Origin of the sequence: Pyrobaculum ferrireducens (assembly GCF_000234805.1) — an archaeon.
Lineage (GTDB): Archaea > Thermoproteota > Thermoprotei > Thermoproteales > Thermoproteaceae > Pyrobaculum > Pyrobaculum ferrireducens.
The window spans coordinates 1-18,610 of record NC_016645.1; the positions used below are offsets into that span (position 1 = coordinate 1).

4 protein-coding genes are annotated in these 18,610 nt (G+C 60.7%); all 4 read left to right on the forward strand.

Translation table 11 applies throughout. The annotated features are described in order from the left end of the window. Positions 1-291: 291 nt before the first annotated feature. Genes P186_RS00005 through ileS form a run of 4 tightly spaced genes read left to right on the forward strand, consistent with a single transcriptional unit; the run spans position 292 to position 18,466 of the window. Positions 292-855, forward strand: coding sequence for a hypothetical protein (locus tag P186_RS00005; protein WP_014287302.1), 564 nt, complete (start codon positions 292-294; stop codon positions 853-855). A 4-nt stretch (positions 856-859) separates the two neighbouring features. After that, entirely contained in the window at positions 860-1,714 is an 855-nt protein-coding gene (locus P186_RS00010) for a hypothetical protein (RefSeq protein ID WP_014287303.1), read from the forward strand. Further along, positions 1,711-15,495 carry a hypothetical protein gene (locus P186_RS00015; RefSeq protein WP_014287304.1) on the forward strand — a complete coding sequence of 4,595 codons (13,785 nt, stop codon included), beginning with the start codon at positions 1,711-1,713 and terminating at the stop codon, positions 15,493-15,495. The genes P186_RS00010 and P186_RS00015 overlap by 4 nt, the downstream gene beginning before the upstream one ends. A gap of 37 nt (positions 15,496-15,532) precedes the next feature. Next, the gene (gene ileS, locus P186_RS00020) at positions 15,533-18,466 is read left to right on the forward strand and encodes an isoleucine--tRNA ligase (protein ID WP_014287305.1); all 2,934 of its coding nucleotides are present in this window, start codon (positions 15,533-15,535) and stop codon (positions 18,464-18,466) included. Positions 18,467-18,610: the final 144 nt, after the last annotated feature.

An 18,610-nucleotide genomic window follows, 5' to 3' on the forward strand; every position in this document is an offset into this window, starting at 1 on the left:
CTCGGCGTTGACATAAAACGGCGGGTTTTGTCCCCGCTGGGGACATTTCTCATCGGATTTTGTCCACGGCGCGGGCATTACACGCCGCGTTATATCCACAGCGGCTCCCCGCCTACATAGGGGCAACCCCCGTCGGCTGTCTACACCTGAGACACAAACGCTGGGTATTGCCCACGCCGTGGTCAATAAAGGCGGAGGATGCCAACGCCGTTGGCCGCTTTACACAGCTCGGCGCGTGGGGGAATTTAGGGGATTGGCAAGGTTTTTTCGGCCCTCCCGAGCGAGGCGTACATGCCCCCGAAAAACGTCTCCCAAATCAAAGACAAGGAGAAGGCTGGGGAGAAGGTTAAGAAGCTTGCAATAGCCGCGCTGGCGTTGCTGGTGCTGGCAATGCCCATACTCGCCCAGCAGGCTGGCAACGCCACTGGCGGTGGCGGCGGGGGCGGCGGCGTTAGTCAAGGTAGGGACCTCGTGCTTAAAAGCGGCGCGGTTCAGAGCGTCCAGTCAGCCGCCGGCGCTCTCATGGCCGTATGGGGCATAGCGTGGTGGGCGTCGCTCATAATCTTCGGCATCTACTACTTCGTAATGAGCAAGCTGGCACCGGCAAGCTGGGCGAGGTGGGGATACATCAACGATCTAGTCGACAAGTACAAGTGGCTACTACTGGCTATGATACTGTCGCCCTTCGCTGTTGGCCTCGTGGTGCTTGGAGTAAACCTAGCCGCCGAGGCCTGGGGCCAGTCAGTTCAGAGCCAGCTAGACCCTCTGAAGACCGTGACGGACTTCCTAAGCCAAGTCCTCATTCAGAGCGTCATAAAAGCGGGTGAGAAGCTGGCCTTCTGGACTACTAGCTGAGATAATGCTGACCACACCCGAAATAATCACTCTTTTTTCCTCCTCCATCATCTTCATCTACGGCCTCTACGCCTCCGTCCTATACGCCATTGGGGGGGCTAGGGAGAGGGAGGAGGCCCGCCACACCCTGTACAGAGCCCTAATCGCCGGGTTGCTCTTCGCCGCCGTTATGCTCTCCACGGCGCTGGTGGGATTCGGCGTTAGGGGCTTTTTGGAGGCTGTGGAGGCGGCGGCCGCCGAGACGGGGAGCAAGCCCCTCCAGCCCTACTGCCTCAAGTACTTCGACCTGGCGCCCTCCTTCAACATCGATGTGTACTTCGCCGCGGGGGCCAGGGCGCTTGAGTGCTCCGCCAAGACATTCAGCGAGAAGTTCAGCCGTTATGTAGACGCATACAGCACGATATTCTCCGCCACTACCATAACTGGGCTGGCCGGCGTAACCTCGCCGCTCTCCATGTCTCTATTCCAAGTAGCCATGCCCTTCTCAGGCGCGGCAAACGGGGCAATGCTGTCCCTCGCGACGGCCTACGCCGCCTCTCTCTTAGCAATAGGCCTCCTGGCGCTGGCCGGCCTCGCCGCCGTGCTGATAGCCATAGAGAGGCTTGAGTTGCTGGGGGCCGTCATCGCGGCTTTCAACATGGCCATGCCCCCCGCCCTGGCCGCATACGCCGACTACGTGAGAGAGGTGGAGGTGACCTCCTTCGGATACCCCATTCTCTACGGCGCTGTGCTGAACGCAGTCGTGCCAGCCGCAAACATAGCCGCCGCCGCGGCCCTCGCCTTCACCATGGCCAGCGCGGTCACCGCCGCCATTACATACGCCTTCACCAAGATACCAGAGAGAATCTCGGTGGAATGATACCCATAACAGAAGCCCTAATTATCGCAGGAGTCCTCTCCGCCCTCTACCTACTCTTCGTCAGGGGAGACGAGGAGTGGTACTTCCCCATATTCGCCCTAGGGCTGGTTCTGCTCACCCCCTTCGTGGTGGACTTCGCCTTTAGGCTGGTGGCTCCCTTCGCCCCTACGCCGGTTTACCTCTACGGCTTCTACGACGTAGAGCACGTCCTCAAGGAGAGTGTGAGGCGTATGAAGGAGGCCTTCGACTTGGCCTACAGTACTGCACTGACCTTCGCCTACGCCATTGAGGGCGCCGCCGTTGCCATGACGGCCGCCCTCGCCGCCATAGTCCTCGGAGTTGTTCTGGCGCCTCTCACCGGCGGAGGCTCTGTGGCCATCACAGCCGCCGCCATGCGTATCTACGAAATCGCCGATGCAATATACCACGTAGCGGCGACGGGATACAACGTGTCGACGGGCGCAATGATGACATACCACATCATGCACTGGCTCGGCGAAATAGCAGAGAGGTGGGTCCCAACGCTGTTCTTCACCGGCATGCTCCTCATGTTACTACCCCGCGTGCGGGGGCTCGGGGCTCTGCTTTTCGGAGTCGGCCTCTTCCTCTACGTCGCCACGATAGCCGGGGCTTATACAACTCTACAAGGCATTCCGCTGTTGCAGTGGCTGAATGCGACAAGCCAGTGGGCTAACAGCGCCCCCAAGCCAGAGCCACAGATATACACGGCATTAGCCGTCGAGGGTGACGGAATTGCGTTGTTGAGATACAACGCCACTGTTTATTTGAGCCAGGTGAGGGAGGCAATTTTGGAGCTAAACAAATCGGCATACCCCTTCTCTCTTGTAAACAACACAACGCTGAGGTACGCCCTAGACTTCTTCTCATCGCTGGCGAAGAACGGGAGCGACTGGGTGGCGGCGGGGTGGTGGACGCCTACGCTGGTGGGCGTCAAGAACTGGACCGGGCTAAACCAAAGCCGTCCCTACATAGTCCACACGTGGCTTGACGTTCCGCGTCCCGTCGAGATCCTATACTGGTGCCCGGACTACTCAATGATTGAGCCGTATTTCAGAGCGGCCGTCGGCAACGCCACTATTGCCAACGTGTCGGCCCAGGAGTGGATGGACAGGATAAAAGAGGCCGAGTGCAAGTACTACAAGAAGCTGTTACCATGGGCCAGGATATACGCCGGGCCTCAGCCCTTCTGGCGGATGCTCACCGCAGACCTCAACATCACCGTGACATACAACAACAAAACCCTCCTCAACGAGACGAGGGCCGGCTATGTAGGCGTATGGGGCTGGCTGGTGCCGCCCGCCTCGGAGGTCTACAAGGGCGGCAACGTCACTGTGAAGAGGGGTATTTTGAGGTACGACGTAGGCCTCAACGCGACGAACTACACAAAGCCCGCGGCGAGGCCGGCGGAGTCGAACTTTACGCTTCTGGTGCCCAATGCAGACAGGCCTGTAAAAGACGGTCATCAAGACTTCTACAAGTGGACTAGGGTGTGTGAGTGGTGTTGCGGGTGGACGTGTGACCCCAATGGCTACTGTTGGTGTGACGAGTGGTGCTCCACGTCGCGGGAGGAGTGGGAGGAGCCGAAGTACCAGAAGGAGCTGAAGCCCTCGGCCGCGGCGCTGACGGCGCTGTCCTACAGAAGGCCTTGGGTGCCGGAGAACCGTAGCGACGCCGTGCTGTCGATCCCATTCACGTATAGGGACTGGAGGGTCTGGGCTGAGGAGAAGTACGGCGAGTGGAGCAACGGGGAGCCGCCCAGCGGCGCCACGTGCCGGATTGAGAACAAGCACGTCTACAAGCGCGTAGTGTTCTGGGACGTACAGCGCAGTTTCGCCTACGTATACGGCTTCGCCTGGCTCGGCGGAGTGGCTCTCTCCGTAAACCCCCAGAGCGTACAGCTACCAGACACCTACGACGAGGCGCCGACAAGCGAAGACGGCGTCGAGTTGATAAACCTGCTGAGAGGCGCAGAGTACGACCAGGAATGCTCCACCTTTGTGCTTTCCGCAGACGAGCCTAAGTGGCGTCTGGTGCCGAAGGCCGCGGAGAACATGACCCGGGTGAACCGCGACCTCTTCTTCGCCCTGCTGGCAAGCGGGAACTACAGCCGGGCGTATCTAGACTTTTTGAAGTGGCTGGCTCCAAACGTCAGCGACATAGAGCCGGCGGCCTCCGTCTGGCGCTACTACTACGGCGCAATAAAGCCAAGGCCCCTCCACCCAATGCCAGAGACTGAGCCGAGGGGGTACACGCCTTACAACTTCTACGTGGCGTGTGTTAGGTTTGACTGGAGGCCCGTGGGCGTGGACAACACCAAGGAGGCCTACGGACGCGCCGTGCTGTACCCAGGCAACGCCACTTGGCTTCTCCACTACCCCGTCGGCGACTCAAACACCACGCGTAGGATAATCGGCGTCTGGATCCAGAGGTGGAGGTGGCTGATGAACAACCCGCCACCGCCGCCTCCCAAGGAGCTGGCGGCTCAGTGGCCCATACCCTGGAACGGCACGGTGGCCCTCTCCTACAAGCCCGCCGACACCCCGCCCATGCCCAGACCCGACAAGAGGTGGGGCGTTTCTATCTGGGATGTTGGCTTTACGTTGAATCTGCGGTGGGCTGTGGCGGAGATTTGGGGGAGGCTCTTCGTTGCGCTGTTCGTCGCCGTATTCGCGCCGGTGGTGGTGCTGGAGGTGCTCTCCGCGGTGTTTGGCTTTCCGTCGTTTGGCCAGTACGTAATGAGGCTGGCTATACACGTAGTGCAGGAGCTCGCCTTCTGGTTCCAAATCCGCCTACTGCTGAGATCGAAGTGGTTCACCCGTCTGGCGAGGTTCATGAGCTCTCCTGTGAAGAGGGCCTCGGTGAGGCTGGTGAGGAGGCTGGCGCTGAAGGGGGCCGTAATCGCCAAGCGGTATAGGGATAGGGCTAGGGAGTACGTTGAGAGGAGATTCGGCGTACACCCAGACGCCGTCAACGAGCAGGTGAGGAGGCGCATCGAGGAGGCGGTGTGGCAGAGGCTGAGGCAGGCCGAGGAGGCTCTTGTGAAGGGAGGCAGAGAGGCGGCGAAGGCCGCCTACAAGGCGGCTAGAGAGGCCTACCGCGTTGCGAAGACGGTGCATGAATACACGAGAGGGGACCTTATCCACTTACTGCGGAGGATTTTCCCGAAGGTGGACTACGCCATAGACGCCCTCATGGAGGAGGTTGCGAGGCGCTACCCGTGGCTCTACTATACGCTGTTATGGCATATAGACGACAAGCCGAGGTGGCTTGCCCTTATCAACCCAGCCTACATTCGGAGGCTGTATCTAGAGGGCAAAATCACGAGGGAGAAATATGAGCAGTTTATGGCTGTGCGTGAATATCTCTTGGCCAGGAGGGCGGCGGCGAAGGCGAGGGCCGTCGCCGAGCGTGTTGAGGAATTCGCAGTAGCTCAGAAGATGAGGGAGATAGAGCGCGAGGCGGTCCAGCGCTCTAGACAAGCCTACATGGAGCTGATTAGGAAGCTAGCCGTCAAGGACTGGGAGGGCGAAATCGCGAAAAGCGTAGAGGAGCTTCTCAAAGCCGGCATGTCGAGAGAGGAGGCGGCGAGGAGGGCTGTCTCCGAGGTGGTTGGAGATGTGGAGAGGCTTGTTAGGGGGGTATACGAGCCCCTCCTCGAGATGCACATGGGGGCCTTCTCCAAATTCGCCGCCTTCTTTAGGCAGATAACTGGCGTAGAGCCGAAGTCGGCTAGGGAGGCGGCCGAACTTCTGGTGGGGGCTAGGATAGAGGGGGAGAGGGTTGTGGTCGACCCCTCTCTCAGAGCTAAATTCCTAAGACACGCGGAGCAGTTCTGGGCGCTTTGGGAGGAGTACTGGCTGTCCCGCCCGGTGCCATACGACGCTCGTAGATACGCCAGGGCTGTGGCTGTGGACGAGATTAGGGCGAGTCTGCCGACGCTACGCGCCGTGGCCGTCGCCAGGGCGGTGGCCATAGGCGCGGTGAGGCCGGAGGAGGCCGAGCGGATGCTGAGGCCTCCCGTGAAAGAGCTGACGCTGGGCGCCGAGGAGTATGTGGGTAGAGCGACGCCTCTTGAGAGAGGCGTATCGATAAAGCCCTATGTGTCGAGAGAGGGCTTGGCCGAGAGGCTGGCCGTGTTGAAGGCTGAGAGAGTGGCGGAGTCGGCGTATAGAGAAGTCTACGTCGTCTCCGCCTTGACGCCCATGGCCGCGGAGCCGTGGGCCGTCAAGCTTCTGGAGAAGGCCGTCAAGGCTGTGAAGGAAGGCGACGAGAAGGCTAGGAGGGAGGTTCTGCGGGAGTCCTTTGAGTACTTCCGCAGATTCGGCGCGGAGCACTCCTGGCTGGCGTACATGAGGCGGGTATACGCAGTGGAGAAGCCGGAGGCTGTTGAGGTGCTGAGGGCATTTGAGAAAGCCGTGAAGACGGCTTTGTCTGGCGATAGGGAGGAGGCGATGAGGCAGTTCAAAGCCGAGGTGGAGAGGCTGAGGGAGTTCTACGCCGCTAGGGGAGGCGAATCCGCAGTGAGGACCATCGAGAGGCTTGAATGGGAGTACGTCAAGCTTCTGGAGAAGGTTAGGCCGGAGGTGTTGAGAGACCTCGCCCCCGTTGAGCACTCGGCGAGGGAGGCCCAGAGGCTGAGGGCTGTCCTCGAGAGGCTTTCGGAGGCGAGGTCTGCGAGGGAGGGCTGGGAGCTGTTCAGGGAGGGTGACGTCGGGGCGGCTGGTCTTTCTCTGCTGTACAGAGGGCTGGTGGGGAGGGTGGAGGAGGCCGCCGCCAGGCATAGAGCCGTGGTGGACGCGGCCTCGGAGGCGCGGGAGGTGCTTAGGCAGTATGAAAACCTGAGGCCGTTACTCCGCAGATACCTGGAGGCCTCCCCGGCGGAGAGGGGGAGGTTTGAGTCTGCGCTGGTGCAGACAGCGGAGGCTTTGAGGAGGAGGGCTGGGGCAGTGTCTGAGCGGTTGCGTGTAGTGGAGGCGCCTCCCGAGTTTTATGTAAAACTCGCCGAGGCTTACATACAGCTGTACCGCATGAGAGTTGCAGACAGGGAGGAGAGGCTGAGGGCGGCGGCGCAGATAGGAGAGGAGCTGGGGAGGGCCTACTCGCCCAGGCCCCTGGCGGAGTTCTGGATTCCCGACCCGTTGCTCTACGCCATTGCGGCGGAGCACAGAAGACTTGTTGAGGAGCTGAGAGCCGCCAAGGCGGCCGGCGGTGGCGAGGCGGTGAAGCGGATAGCCGCGGAGCTATCCGCCCTAGTCGAGCTGGCTCACAGACACGCCTCCGCGAAGGAGGTGGCGGAGGTGTTTAGAGCTGTGTACGCTGGGAAAGAGCCGTATGTGGTGGTGAGAGAGGCGCAGTACGACGTGGCTCTCCGCCTGTGGCAGACCGCGGAGAGGGCGGCGGCGCTGGAGAAAGTCAAGAGAGACGTGTCGAAGGAATTAGAGCCTTTGAGAAAGGTCGAGGTTAGGCTGCCGGGCTACAGAGAGGCCCTGGAGAGGGTTTCTAGGCTGGTGGAGGAGGCGGAGGCCCTGGCTAGAGCCGGGAGGTACGTAGAGGCTGAGGGGCTGTTGGCGCATGCGAAGTCTCTCGCCGAAGCTCTTAACAGAGTGGAGAGGGCGGTAGGCGCCAGGTCTACGAAGATAGAGGCGCCTAGCGACGTCTCGCTCTACCTAGACGCGTGGACAGCCGTGAGGTTATCAACGGCGGCCTCTCTGCTGTATACAGAGGGGGAGAGGCGTGCCTTGGCTAACGCCCTTAGAGAGCTGTACAGCGGCAGAGGGCGGGAGCTGGCGGAGGCGGTGGCGGCTGTCAGAAAGGAATACGAGCCCTACTTCACAACGGTGAAGTTGCTGGGTAGGGAGGTGGAGGTTCCGGTGTTTAAACAGCCTACTGTGCCGGCGGAGGTCTTCGAGAGGGCTTTGGCTGTGGTGTTGCTGGCTGAGCTGGCTAGGCGCGAGAAGAGCGTGGCGGAGCATATAGGCAAGAGGATAGAGGCCATCGCCATAAACGCCCTTACAGACCTCGGGCAGAGGGTGGGGGTAGAGGAGGCTAAGCGCATCTGGGGCAGGGCCATAAAGGAGGCTCGGGAGGCTCTCCAGCCTCCCTTTGCGAAGCTGTCCACCGGCGACGCCGACGTACACGCCTTGAGGAGGGCGGCCGAGGCTGTTCTCGAAGTAGCCGGCAGACTCGGCGTGAGGACAAAGGCCGTGGAGGCGGCTGTCGAGCTGACGAAGCCCGGAGCCGCCGAGGCCGTCGTTAGGTATTTCAAAACTCTAGAAGAATTTAGAAAGACACAGGACAGGACTAGAGAGGAGGAGCTTAGGCGCCTAAGCCAAGAGGCGCCCGCCGCCATTTCCCTTCTGCAGAAGGCCGGCGCCGGGCCGGGTGAGGAGGCTGTTAGGCTTGTTGAGACGTTTAGGAGGGAGGCGGTGGAGGCCGCTTCTGCAGAGCTTGCGAAGTTACGTACAGAGCTTGAGAAGTACCTAGACCCCGACTCGGCGAGGCTGTTGATTAGAATCGCCTCTATCTCGCCCTCCGCGGCGGAGGCGGCTCTGGCTCTGTACTCAGCGAGGGAGGTTGTAGGCGGCGCCAAGGACGTGGAGAGGGCGAGGGCTGTGTTGAGGGAGTACGTCAAGGCTCTTGAGGCGTATCCGCGTCTCGTGGAGTATCTGAGGTCTCCCGTGTTGGGGGAGAGGGAGCTGGCGTATGTAATATGGGCCGCCGAGAGGCTTGGCCTCAAAACGGCGTCGGAGATGCTTAGGGCTCTGGGGAGGGCCTACGAGCTTTTCGACGCCTACGGCCGGGAGAGGCTTTTCAACACGCTGTACGACCAGCTTCTGCCGTATTTGGGCTGGGAGCCTGAGAGAGCGCTTCTGAGAGCCCCGCCGGCCGTCTACGTGGTGAATAGGCTTGGGGAGCTGGCGGGGAGGGTCTTCGTTAGGTACCCCGTCTTCACAGAGCTGAAGGATGTTGTCGGCGACGTGGCCGTTCTGGCGGACGTCCCGCTGAGGGTGGGCATGCCCACCTACGTCTTCAGACGGCCGAGGATTAGGCTGATAGAGGAGGAGGCCGGCGGCAGACACTACCCAGACAGAGTAGCCCGCTTCATCGCCAAGTGGGACTGGGCCGGCGTGCGCAAAGGCATCCAGCGCTATATGCGTACTACCGAGGGCAGGAGGCACAGAGCTCTGGCCGAGCTTCTGGCCAGAGGCGGGGTGGCGCTGGCTCTCGAAGAGGCGGCTTACGCGTTAAAGGGAAAGGCGCCTGACGTCGTAGTTACAGCTCTGCTTGCCAGGGCGGCTAGGGAGGAGGCGGCTCTTGCAAAAGCCGCGGAGAAGGTGGATAGGGACAGGGCGAGGGTGGTGGCGGAAAGCGCGGCGAAGAAGTACAGCAGATACGTAAAACAGCTGAGAGAGGCGTTGATGAATATAGACGAGAAAAAGGCGGAGGAGCTTCGGAGGTGGTTCGGGCCGGGCGCTCTGTCTTTGACTAGGCTGGATCCTGAGGAGGCCGCCAGTAGGTTGATTAAGTGGTCTACGCCTGAGAGGGTTTTGGCGTGGCTGGTTGATCTTAAGCTGGAGGGCGCCGCCGACGCTGTTGCGAAGTCGATAGAGGCCTACCGCATCTACAAGAGGTTTGAGAGGTGGATGGAGCCGAGGCGCACGTTTGTGAGGGAGGGCGGCGTCCTCTCCGTGGCAAAGGCTCTTGATGTCGAGGCGAGGTACCAGCCCTCCAGGCTAGAAGACGCTGTGGTTAGAAGCGTCGGTAGGTGGGCCTCTCAGCGGGTTAGGAGGCTTGAGGAGGAGGTGGGCAGAATAGCGTCTCAGCTGGCGAGGCACCACTCGGAGGGCAGAATCGAGTTGCCAAGCGCCGTGGCGCAGTGGCTCTGGGAGAGGGGCTACTACGACCTCGGCAGGTTGCTGAAGGAGGTTCAGCCAGCCGAGGATATCTACCGCGTCTATAGAGACGCGGTGAGGGGCGTCGTTGAGGAGCTCAAGGCAGTGGCGAAGTTCTCGCCGGGGGCAAAACACGAGGTGGAGCGCGTCGCGAAGGAGTGGTACGGCGAGGGAGGCCTAAGGCGCTACGTAGCTGTGATTGCGCTACAAGAGCTGGCTCGGATCGAGCCAGCCCGCGCGAGGGAGGCCGCGCTCTTCAGACAGCTCCCCGAAGAGCTTAGGCGGATGGCGGAGGCCGAGGTTGCAGACGTGGAGAGGGCTCTCGTTAGGGAGGGCTTCTACGACTCCGCGCTAAAGCCGGTGTGGAGAGCCCTCTGGCTGAGGGAAAGGGAAGGTAGAGACCCGAGGGAGTACGCCGAGAGGCTTATTGCCAGGGTCGAGGCGTTGGCAGGTAGAGGCGACCTTCCAGACGAAGTGGCGGAGAGGGCTGTCTCGGCGTTGAGACAGCTGGCGGAGTCGTCACTGGACGACCCGGCTCTCTACGAGAGGGCTGTCAAGGCGGGTGACGCCGTGGCGGAGGCGGCGGCTCATCTGGTGAGGACAAACGCCCTCGGCCTCGGCTACGGCGCCGCAGAGCTTCTGAAAGCCGCCGCGGAGGCGGTGGGCCGCATAGCCAAGTCCAGGGAGCTCCTCCTAGAGGCGCTGTATAGGGCAATGGATAGAGACGTTGAGGAGGCTCTCGAGGCATACCGCCAGTATCTGGCGCGCGGCGAGTTCCCCGTCCCCCGCGGCCTAGTGCAGGTCTACGTGACTAGGAGCAAGAAGGTGGCGGACTTCTTGGCCAGGCGCCTGGCCGTTGAGGTGGGCGAGTACAGACCAGACGTCTTGAAGAGAGGCCACGTCTACTACTTCCTCTACCACCCCGCGCTGAGGGAGGTGCTTGGGAAGGCGCTTGACCTGCTGGTGGCTAAGGTGGCTAGGTCGAGAGATCCGGTGGAGGTGCGCCTCGGCGTGGCGCCTCCCGAATACGTCTTTGTAAACAAGGCGCTGGTGGCTCACGTAGGGGAGGGAGGGGTCTTTGCGTATCCCAACCGCTGGGTGGACGACGTCTTTGGCGTGTTGAAGAGTGTGGCTGACAAGGGGGTGTCGGTCTGGGGCCAGCACGTGGACAGAGCGGTCAAAGACCACGGCCCGGCTCTCCACGCCTATCTGAAGGCCGTGGACGTCGAGTACAGAAGGCTGTGGGTGCTGTACGGCGATCACCAGAGAGCTCTCAGAACCTACCTAGCATCGAAGGCCGCCGCCGTTATGTTTAACGAGTTTGTTAGGCAGGCGAGGGAGGGTAGGTACGAGGCGCTTTGGAGCTGGGTGCCGGGGAGCTGGGGCGAGGGGATCCTCCTCCACCTGGCGGAGAGGGCTGGGCGGTTGGTTACGCTGAGGGAGCTGGAGGACGCGCCTATTGTGGTGGATAGGGTGAAGAAGTGGCTTGAGTGGCTTCTGGCGGATAGGCTGGCGCCTCCCGGCGGCGTCGACGTCGCCTTCTACGCCGCGGCCAAGCTGTACTCGGAGGTTAGGGGCGTCGACGTGAGAGAGGTGGAGAGGTATGCGCTGGAGAGGCTACGCTCAATACTGAGGGAGGAGGCCAAAACCGCGGCCGAGGAGCTTGAAAAAGCCATGAAGCAGGCGGAGAAGCCGGCTGAAAAAGCCGCTCTGAAGCCGGCCAAGGAGGTTAAAGAGAGGGCGGCGGAGGGCGAGAAGCCGTCTGAAGAGGTTAAGGAGAAGCCGCCTCTCGGCTTCATACCTCCTCACTTGAGGGGTTCCTCTGCCGTGTCCTGGCTGGCCTCGGTGAAGGGGAGGGTGGAGCTGGATGGGGAGGCGGCTGAGGCGGTTGGCAAGGCGGCGAGGAGGGCTGTGGAGAGGGTGAGGGCGAGGTACGCCGAGAGGCTGGTGAGGAGGGGCGGCGCGGCGCTCGTCGAGGCGGCCGAGTCTCTGGCGAGAGACGTCTACAGCTTGATATGGCACGCCGCCGACTCCCCGGAGGCGCTGAACTATCTGGCGATCCTCCTCGAAAGGGCAGAGGACGTGGTACACGGCATGGAGCCGAGAAGCCCAGTGGAGGCAGACGCGGCTAGGGTCTTCGCGGAGGTTAGGGAGAGGTTTGAGAGGATAAGGGCGGAACTCGGCGAGGAGGCGGCTGAGGAAGCCTGGCGCTACGCGTATGCGGTGGGCAGAGAGGTGCTGAAGGCGTTGATCTCAACGCATGAAGGCGCCCTCAGAGCCGTCGCCACGGTGGAGCAGGCTCTGAGGCTTACTGTGTTTGCAAGCGCCGCGGCCGAGTCCTTAATCGCACTGCACCAAGGGCTGTACAGCGAGGCTGTTGTCTCCGCAGTGGCCGGCGCCATGGCGCTTGTGGAAGAGGGCCGTTTCGAGAAGGCGGTTGAGTACGTAAAGAGAGCCGCCGAGACTGCCTACGAGGCTCTGCGGGAGTGGTTTGAGAGGGCTAAAATCGCGCTTGAGAGGCTTTACGAGCTGTTTGTAGAGGCTGTAGCTCGCATAATCGCGTGGGTGGATGAGCACAGGGCGTGGCTGTTCCTCGCCGCGGCTACAACCGCCGGCGTAGTCACGTGGGCCTTTGCCCACGACGTCTTCGGCTCTATTCAGCTGGGGAAGCTGGCTTTAGCGGCTGGGCTGATTAAGTACGGCGAGTTTAAGAAGCCGCCAACAGTGCAGGAGCTGGTGGAGGCGGCAAAGAAGAGGAATGTAGATGTGGGCAAGGCGCTCGAGGAGCTGTTTAGCGTTGTGGACCAGCTTTATAGGGGCGCAGCCAAGGTAGACGAGGAAGGGCTTTTGAAGCTTGTAAATCTGCTGGAGGCGGCTAGGGGCGTTAGGGTGCCGTGGCTGGGGCCGGCGGCTGAGGCGCTTAAGTACTGGGAGAGGGGTAAGCGTAGCAAGGAGGAGAAGAACGAATACGCCAAGGCGGCTTTTCTAATCGTGTGGGCTGTGCTTCAGCGCCGCGCCCATGAGGTGTACGAGAGGCTTGTGGAGATGCGGAAGGCGAGAGAGGAGGCCGCCGCGGTTCTGAGGCAGGCGCTGGAGGGTAACGATAGAGAGAAGTGGAGGGAGTTCTACAACGTATTGAACAGACTGGAGGAGGCCGAGGGGAGGGTTTTGAAAATCGCTGAAGAAGTGGCGAACGAGCTTAACACCATCGCCGTCCATCTAAAAACCGCGGCTGAGAAGAAGGGCGTAAAGGCGCTGGAGAAGGTGGCGGAGTGGGTGGAGGTGAACGCGATAGAGGCGAGGAGGCTGGCAGAGGCGACTAGGGATAAGCTGTCTAGATTCTCCGGCGCCAACTACGGCACCAGGGCCGTGGCGTATCTAAAGGCCGTCGTCAGCGACAACATCGTTGGCTTGACTGTGCTGAGGGCTTTCGCCGCGGAGGACTTGGCTTCGCTTGTGGCTAATACGCCGCATGGTGCGTACAACAAGTTGCTGGGGAGGGCGCAAAGCGTCAGACGCGGGCGGCTGAGGGAGCTTCCGCTTGAAGAGAGGCTGGTTGTGGAGCTGGGCAGAGTTCTGAAAGACGCTGAGGAGCGCGAAGAACTGAAGCACCTGGTGGAGGCGTTTGAAAAGGGCGAGGCGAGGGTGGTGAAGACAGAGAAGGAGGGGGAGTACGTCATCTACGCCGGCGGTAAGAAGGCGGAGCTGGAGCTTTTGAAGGGCGGCGCCACGCTGTCAGTCGGCGAGCTGACCCGCCCGCTGGCGGAGAGGAAGCTGGAGGAGGCCAAAAGGGCTGTGGAGAAGTACGAGAAGATGCGTATCGCCGGCACAGCGCCTCCGCCTCTGCGCGAGGCGCAGGACGGATGGCTGTTAAGCGACGCCTCTGTGGTGGAGATCAGCGAAGAGGGGCGCATAGTCGTTATGGCGACCACCTCCTTGGAACAAGTGGTGGCGTTTATCTCGGCCTTCGGCGTGGGGGCTGAGGAGATACACTGGGGAGGCGGCGAGAGGGGGAAGAAGCCGGTCAAGATCTACGTCGAGCGCTTCAGCATAACCAGCGAGGGGCTGAAGCCCATGTACCGCGTAGAGCTTTACGGCAGATACGCCGAGGAGGTGTGGGAAAGGCTGTCGGCGGCGCGTAGCATGCCGGAGGATGAGAGGAAGAGGTTTATCGACTTCGTGGCTAAGACCCTGGAGGGCTCTGGCGTAGATCACGAGGCGTTTAGGCAGAAGCTGGAGAGGTGGCTTGGTGAGTGGCTTGCAAAGGCGCCGGGCTTAAAGCATCACCGGGTGTTCCACACCCTTGTGAACGTCTTGAAAGAGCTGGCGCAGAGCGAACAAGATGCCGAAAAGCGCGAGGTTGCGAGGAGGCGCGCCGTGGGTATGCTCCTCCACGCCGTGCTGGGGGACGGTTCTGTGTATTCAAACGAGATTAGGCTAACCGTCGGCGGCGGTGAGGAGGATGAGGTGCCGGCGGAGGTCAAGGCGGCTCTCTACTACACATTGCTTAAGAGAATTGGGTATGAGCCGAAGATGCACGAAGACAGAGGCGTCGTCCACATAAGGCTTTACGGCGGGGAGGCGAGGAAGTTCGCCCGGGATGCTCTGCCGTATCTGGTGGCTCTTGAGCGTGTGCTTGAGGAGGTGAGGAGCGATGAACAGATTTATTCCAAAGTGGAGAAGATGGCCGACATGGCCAAGGCAGAAAAAGTGAAGGCGCGGGTGGAGGGCTTCACCGCCGAGGGCGGCAGGCCGAGGGCTAGGCTGGTTGTCGAGGCTGAAGGCGCGGCGGCGGAGTACATAATACATCTACAAAGAAACAATGCCGTAGCGCTTGAATTCGGCACAACTAACCGCGCCGAGGCTGAGCGGAGGGCGGCGGTGCTGAGGGTTATGGGCGTGAGAGCGGAGGTAGGCAAATACTACCACAAGTCCCGCGGCCGCGACGTGTGGCGTATAGACGTCTCGACGAACGCTCTAGCCGCGGAGTCGGTGCACGAGGCGGTTAGAAGGGCGGTGGTGGAGTTCCTCAAACAGTGCAGAGAGGCCGGCGTCCTCGGAGAGGAGACGTACAGACGCCTAGCCGGGAAGTTCGAGAGGGGCGTGCCTGAGTGGGGAGAGGTAAGGTACTCCGTAAAGCTGACGAAACACGGCGCTGTAGAAGTAACGTACGAACCCAGAGATCCCCAGTCCTTTAACAAAGCGGTGGAGCTTCTGCGGGGGCTAGGGATGAGGGATGCATGCGAAGGGGAGTGGTGTGTAGTACACTTCACGGCTAGGGAGCCGAGAAGGGGCGAGAAGGGCTTTGTGCGCATAACGGCGGACGGCCTTAGGTACGTCGGCTGGCTGGCCAGCCGCGGCGATGAGAGAGCGCAGTGGCTGAAGGAAATGCTCCTCAAGGAGGCCGAAGCGAGGGGGGAGGAGGTGCGCAAGCGCTTGGAGGAGTACTTCCGCGAAGGCGAGCAGTGGGGCTCTGTGAAGCCGCCGATAGAGAAGGAGGTTGAGGTGGAGGGTAGGCGGCTGAGGGTGCGTATAGATGAGGTGGAAGCCGGCATAGAACGCGGCGAGAGGAAGGAGTACTTAGTCGTCAAGATGCGGGCGAAGGTTATGGAGGGTGGACGCGAAATAACTGTGCAGAAGGAGGTGAAGTTCTACAAAACCAGCGGCGGTAGGATTAAAGGCTACATAACTATACGCGGCGACACCGATGAGGAACGCGCGGCGGACTACGCGAGAACAGCCGCCGTGCTGAAAGCCCTCGGCGTAGAGAGCTGGAGCAGACATAAAGAACAGATACAACTCACCGGAGGCGCCCTAAACGCCCTCATGCACCTAGAGCCGGTGTGCTACGCTGTATTGAGCAGATAGGGGTTACTTTTAAAAAATATAGGTTTACCGACATTAAATGGCGCATGGGGATTTCAGGTTGCTTCCGAACTACAACCCCCACGCAGTAGAGAGAGCCGTTGGGGAATTTTGGGAGAAGCGCAAGATTTTTGAGAGGTGGAAGTCGTGGCGCGGCGGGCCTGTGTTCGCGTTTCTTGAGGGGCCGCCTACCACAAACGGGATGCCCCATGTGGGCCACATCAGGGGCCGCACTTATAAAGACGTCGTCATACGCTTCCACCGTCTGCTGGGGTACGACGTGTGGGTCCAGGGCGGCTGGGATATGCAGGGTATGCCGGTTGAGTGGGAGGTTGAGAAGAAGCTCAAGCTGAGGTCGAAGAAGGATATTGAGCGGTACGGGCTGGAGAGGTTCGCCTTGGAGTGCAACTCGCTGGTGGAGGAATATCTCAGCTACTGGAGGGAGTGGGGGACGAGGCGGCTGGGGCTGTGGCTAGATTTGGAGAACGCCTACGAGACTAGGCAACCCCGCTATCTTGAATACGCCTGGCGCGTCGTGAAGAAGGCTCACGAAGAGGGCCTCCTCGTCGAGGACTACAGGGTGTTGTGGTTCTGCCCCCGTTGCGAGACTTCTCTCAGCGATCACGAGGTGGCGCTGGGTTACGACGAGAGGGAGGACCCGTCGATCTACGTCAAGTTTAGGGTGGAGGGGAGTCGCGACGAGTATCTAGTCATCTGGACGACGACGCCGTGGACCATAGTCGACAACGAGGCCGTGGCTGTGCACCCCGATTACGTCTACGCTAAGGTGGAGGTAGAGGGGGGTGAGAGGTGGTGGCTCGCCGAAGCCCTTGTGCCCGCTCTAATGGCTAAATTCGGGGTTAGGAGCTGGCGGGTGTTGGAGACGAGGAGGGGCTCCGAGCTGGTGGGGACTGCGTACGTGCACCCCCTTGCCGATGAGGTGCCGGAGAGGGCTGGGAGGAGCCACCGGGTGGTTGCCGCCGACTTCGTGACGCTGGATCAGGGCACTGGGCTTGTCCACATCGCGCCTGGCCACGGCCCCGAGGATTTCGAACTGGCTAAGAAGCACGGCCTGCCGGTTACCAACAGCGTGGAGATAAACGGCGTGTACAACGAGCTGGGGGGGAAGTATGCGGGGATGCATGTATACGACGTGGATAAGGAAGTCATCAAAGACCTCAGGGCTAAGGGGTTGCTGGTGCATGAGGAGAGGGTGAGGCACGAGTACCCCCACTGCTGGCGTTGCGGCTCTAAGCTAATACTGAGGGCGGACAGGCAGTGGTTCATCGCCATCTCCCGCATCCGCGAGAGGATGTATTCAGAGTTGCAGAGAGTTAACGTGGTGCCGACGAAGCTGAGGGATAGGTTCGACGTGTTTGTCCAAAACGCCAGAGACTGGAATATTTCGAGAAGCAGGGTGTGGGGCACGCCGCTCCCCGTCTGGAGGTGTAGAAAAGATGGGCGTATACTGGTCGTAGGCTCCCTGGAGGAGTTGAAGAAGCTGGCCAAGGAGCTGCCCCCAGTGGACGACTTTAGGCTAGTCCACAGGCCTTGGATAGACCAAGTTAAGATCTCCACACCTGACTGCGAGGAGTGGGTGCGTGAGCCGTATGTAATGGACGTCTGGCTAGACAGCGGGATCGCGTGGATAGCTGCAGTAGATGGGGAGAGGAATAGGGAGCTCTGGCAGAGGCTTTACCCCTACGACTTCGTGACGGAGGGCATTGACCAGACGAGGGGGTGGTTCTACTCCCTCCTGGCCACGTCGGTGCTCTACACCGGCAAGGCGCCGTACAAAACTGTGCTGATCCAGGGACTTATCCTAGACAAACACGGCCAGAAGATGTCTAAGAGCAGGGGCAACGTCATCTGGGCGAGGGATCTATTTGAGAAATACGGCGCGGATCCCGTGAGGCTGTACATACTCTCCAAAGCCGCGCCTTGGGAAGACCTCTCCTTCGACCCCGACGAGGTTAAGCACGTAGTCAGCGACTTAAACATCTTGTGGAACGTGGTGAGGTTCGCCGACACCTACATGTCACTCGACGGCTTTACCGCAGATAAGTATCCACTAAGCCAGTGGGTAGACAAGGCCCTCGACGAGGATAGGTGGCTCCTCTCAGAGCTAAGCATGCTTGTGGCAAACTTCTCAGACTACGTGAAGAACATAGAGCTACACAAGGCGGCCAACGCCTTGAGGGAGTTCATTGTCGAAACCCTCAGCCACCGCTATGTGAGGCTCCTCAGGAGGCGCGTCTGGAGCGAGGAGCAGACCCCCGACAAATACGCCGCGTACGCCGTTCTGCACCACGTGTTGAAAAATGTACTGATCCTCGCCTCGATAATGGTGCCCTTCGTCGCCGAGTATCTGTGGCAGGCCTACGTGAGGAAGTACGACAAGGAGGCCCCCGAGTCTGTCCACCTATCCCAGTACCCGACCCCGGGCCCCGTCGAGAGGGAGCTTGTGGAGGCCTTCCGTGAGCTCTTCACAGCCTTCTCGGCGCTAGCCGAGGCGAGAAACAGGGCCGGCATAAAGCTCAGGTGGCCGGTAAGGGAGGCGTATATAAACGGCGGCAGGTACACAGAGCGCTACGCCGAGCTGTTGAAATATCTCGGAAACGTGAAGGAGGTGAAGACGGGGCCCTGCCCCCAGGACTATGTAAAAGCCGCCGAGGGGGGAGTAGAGGCGTGCATCCCCGGCAAGCTGGAGCCCGACCTCTACTACGAGGCGCTGGCAAGAGAACTCATAAGACGCATACAGGTGATGAGAAAAGAGGCCGGGCTGGACATCGGAGACACGATCAGAGTTGTGGTGGACACCAGCTCAGCCGACGTCAAAGAAGCCGTAAGCCGCTACAGAGACTACATCGCCCGCGAGACAAGGGCCGTAGAGGTGGCGATCGGCGAGGCTAAAAACGGGCGCAGGTGGGACATCTCCGGAGAAGAGGTCAACATAGAGGTGCAAAAGGCTTGATCAGCTGGGTAGGGGCGTCCTCATCTGTCGGCGTCGGCGAAGAACCACCGCATCACACCCACTCTAAATCTCCTTATTAAAAACTCAGCGCTGCATACCCCGCCCACCGATCGCCAGCGGTCTTACTCATCACCCACTCCACAC

Bases quoted from the DNA above. Each gene is read 5' to 3' on its own strand.
- P186_RS00005 (WP_014287302.1), top strand. From the start codon at position 292: ATGCCCCCGAAAAACGTCTCCCAAATCAAAGACAAGGAGAAGGCTGGG.
- P186_RS00015 (WP_014287304.1), top strand. From the start codon at position 1,711: ATGATACCCATAACAGAAGCCCTAATTATCGCAGGAGTCCTCTCCGCC.
- P186_RS00010 (WP_014287303.1), top strand. From the start codon at position 860: ATGCTGACCACACCCGAAATAATCACTCTTTTTTCCTCCTCCATCATC.
- ileS (WP_014287305.1), top strand. From the start codon at position 15,533: ATGGCGCATGGGGATTTCAGGTTGCTTCCGAACTACAACCCCCACGCA.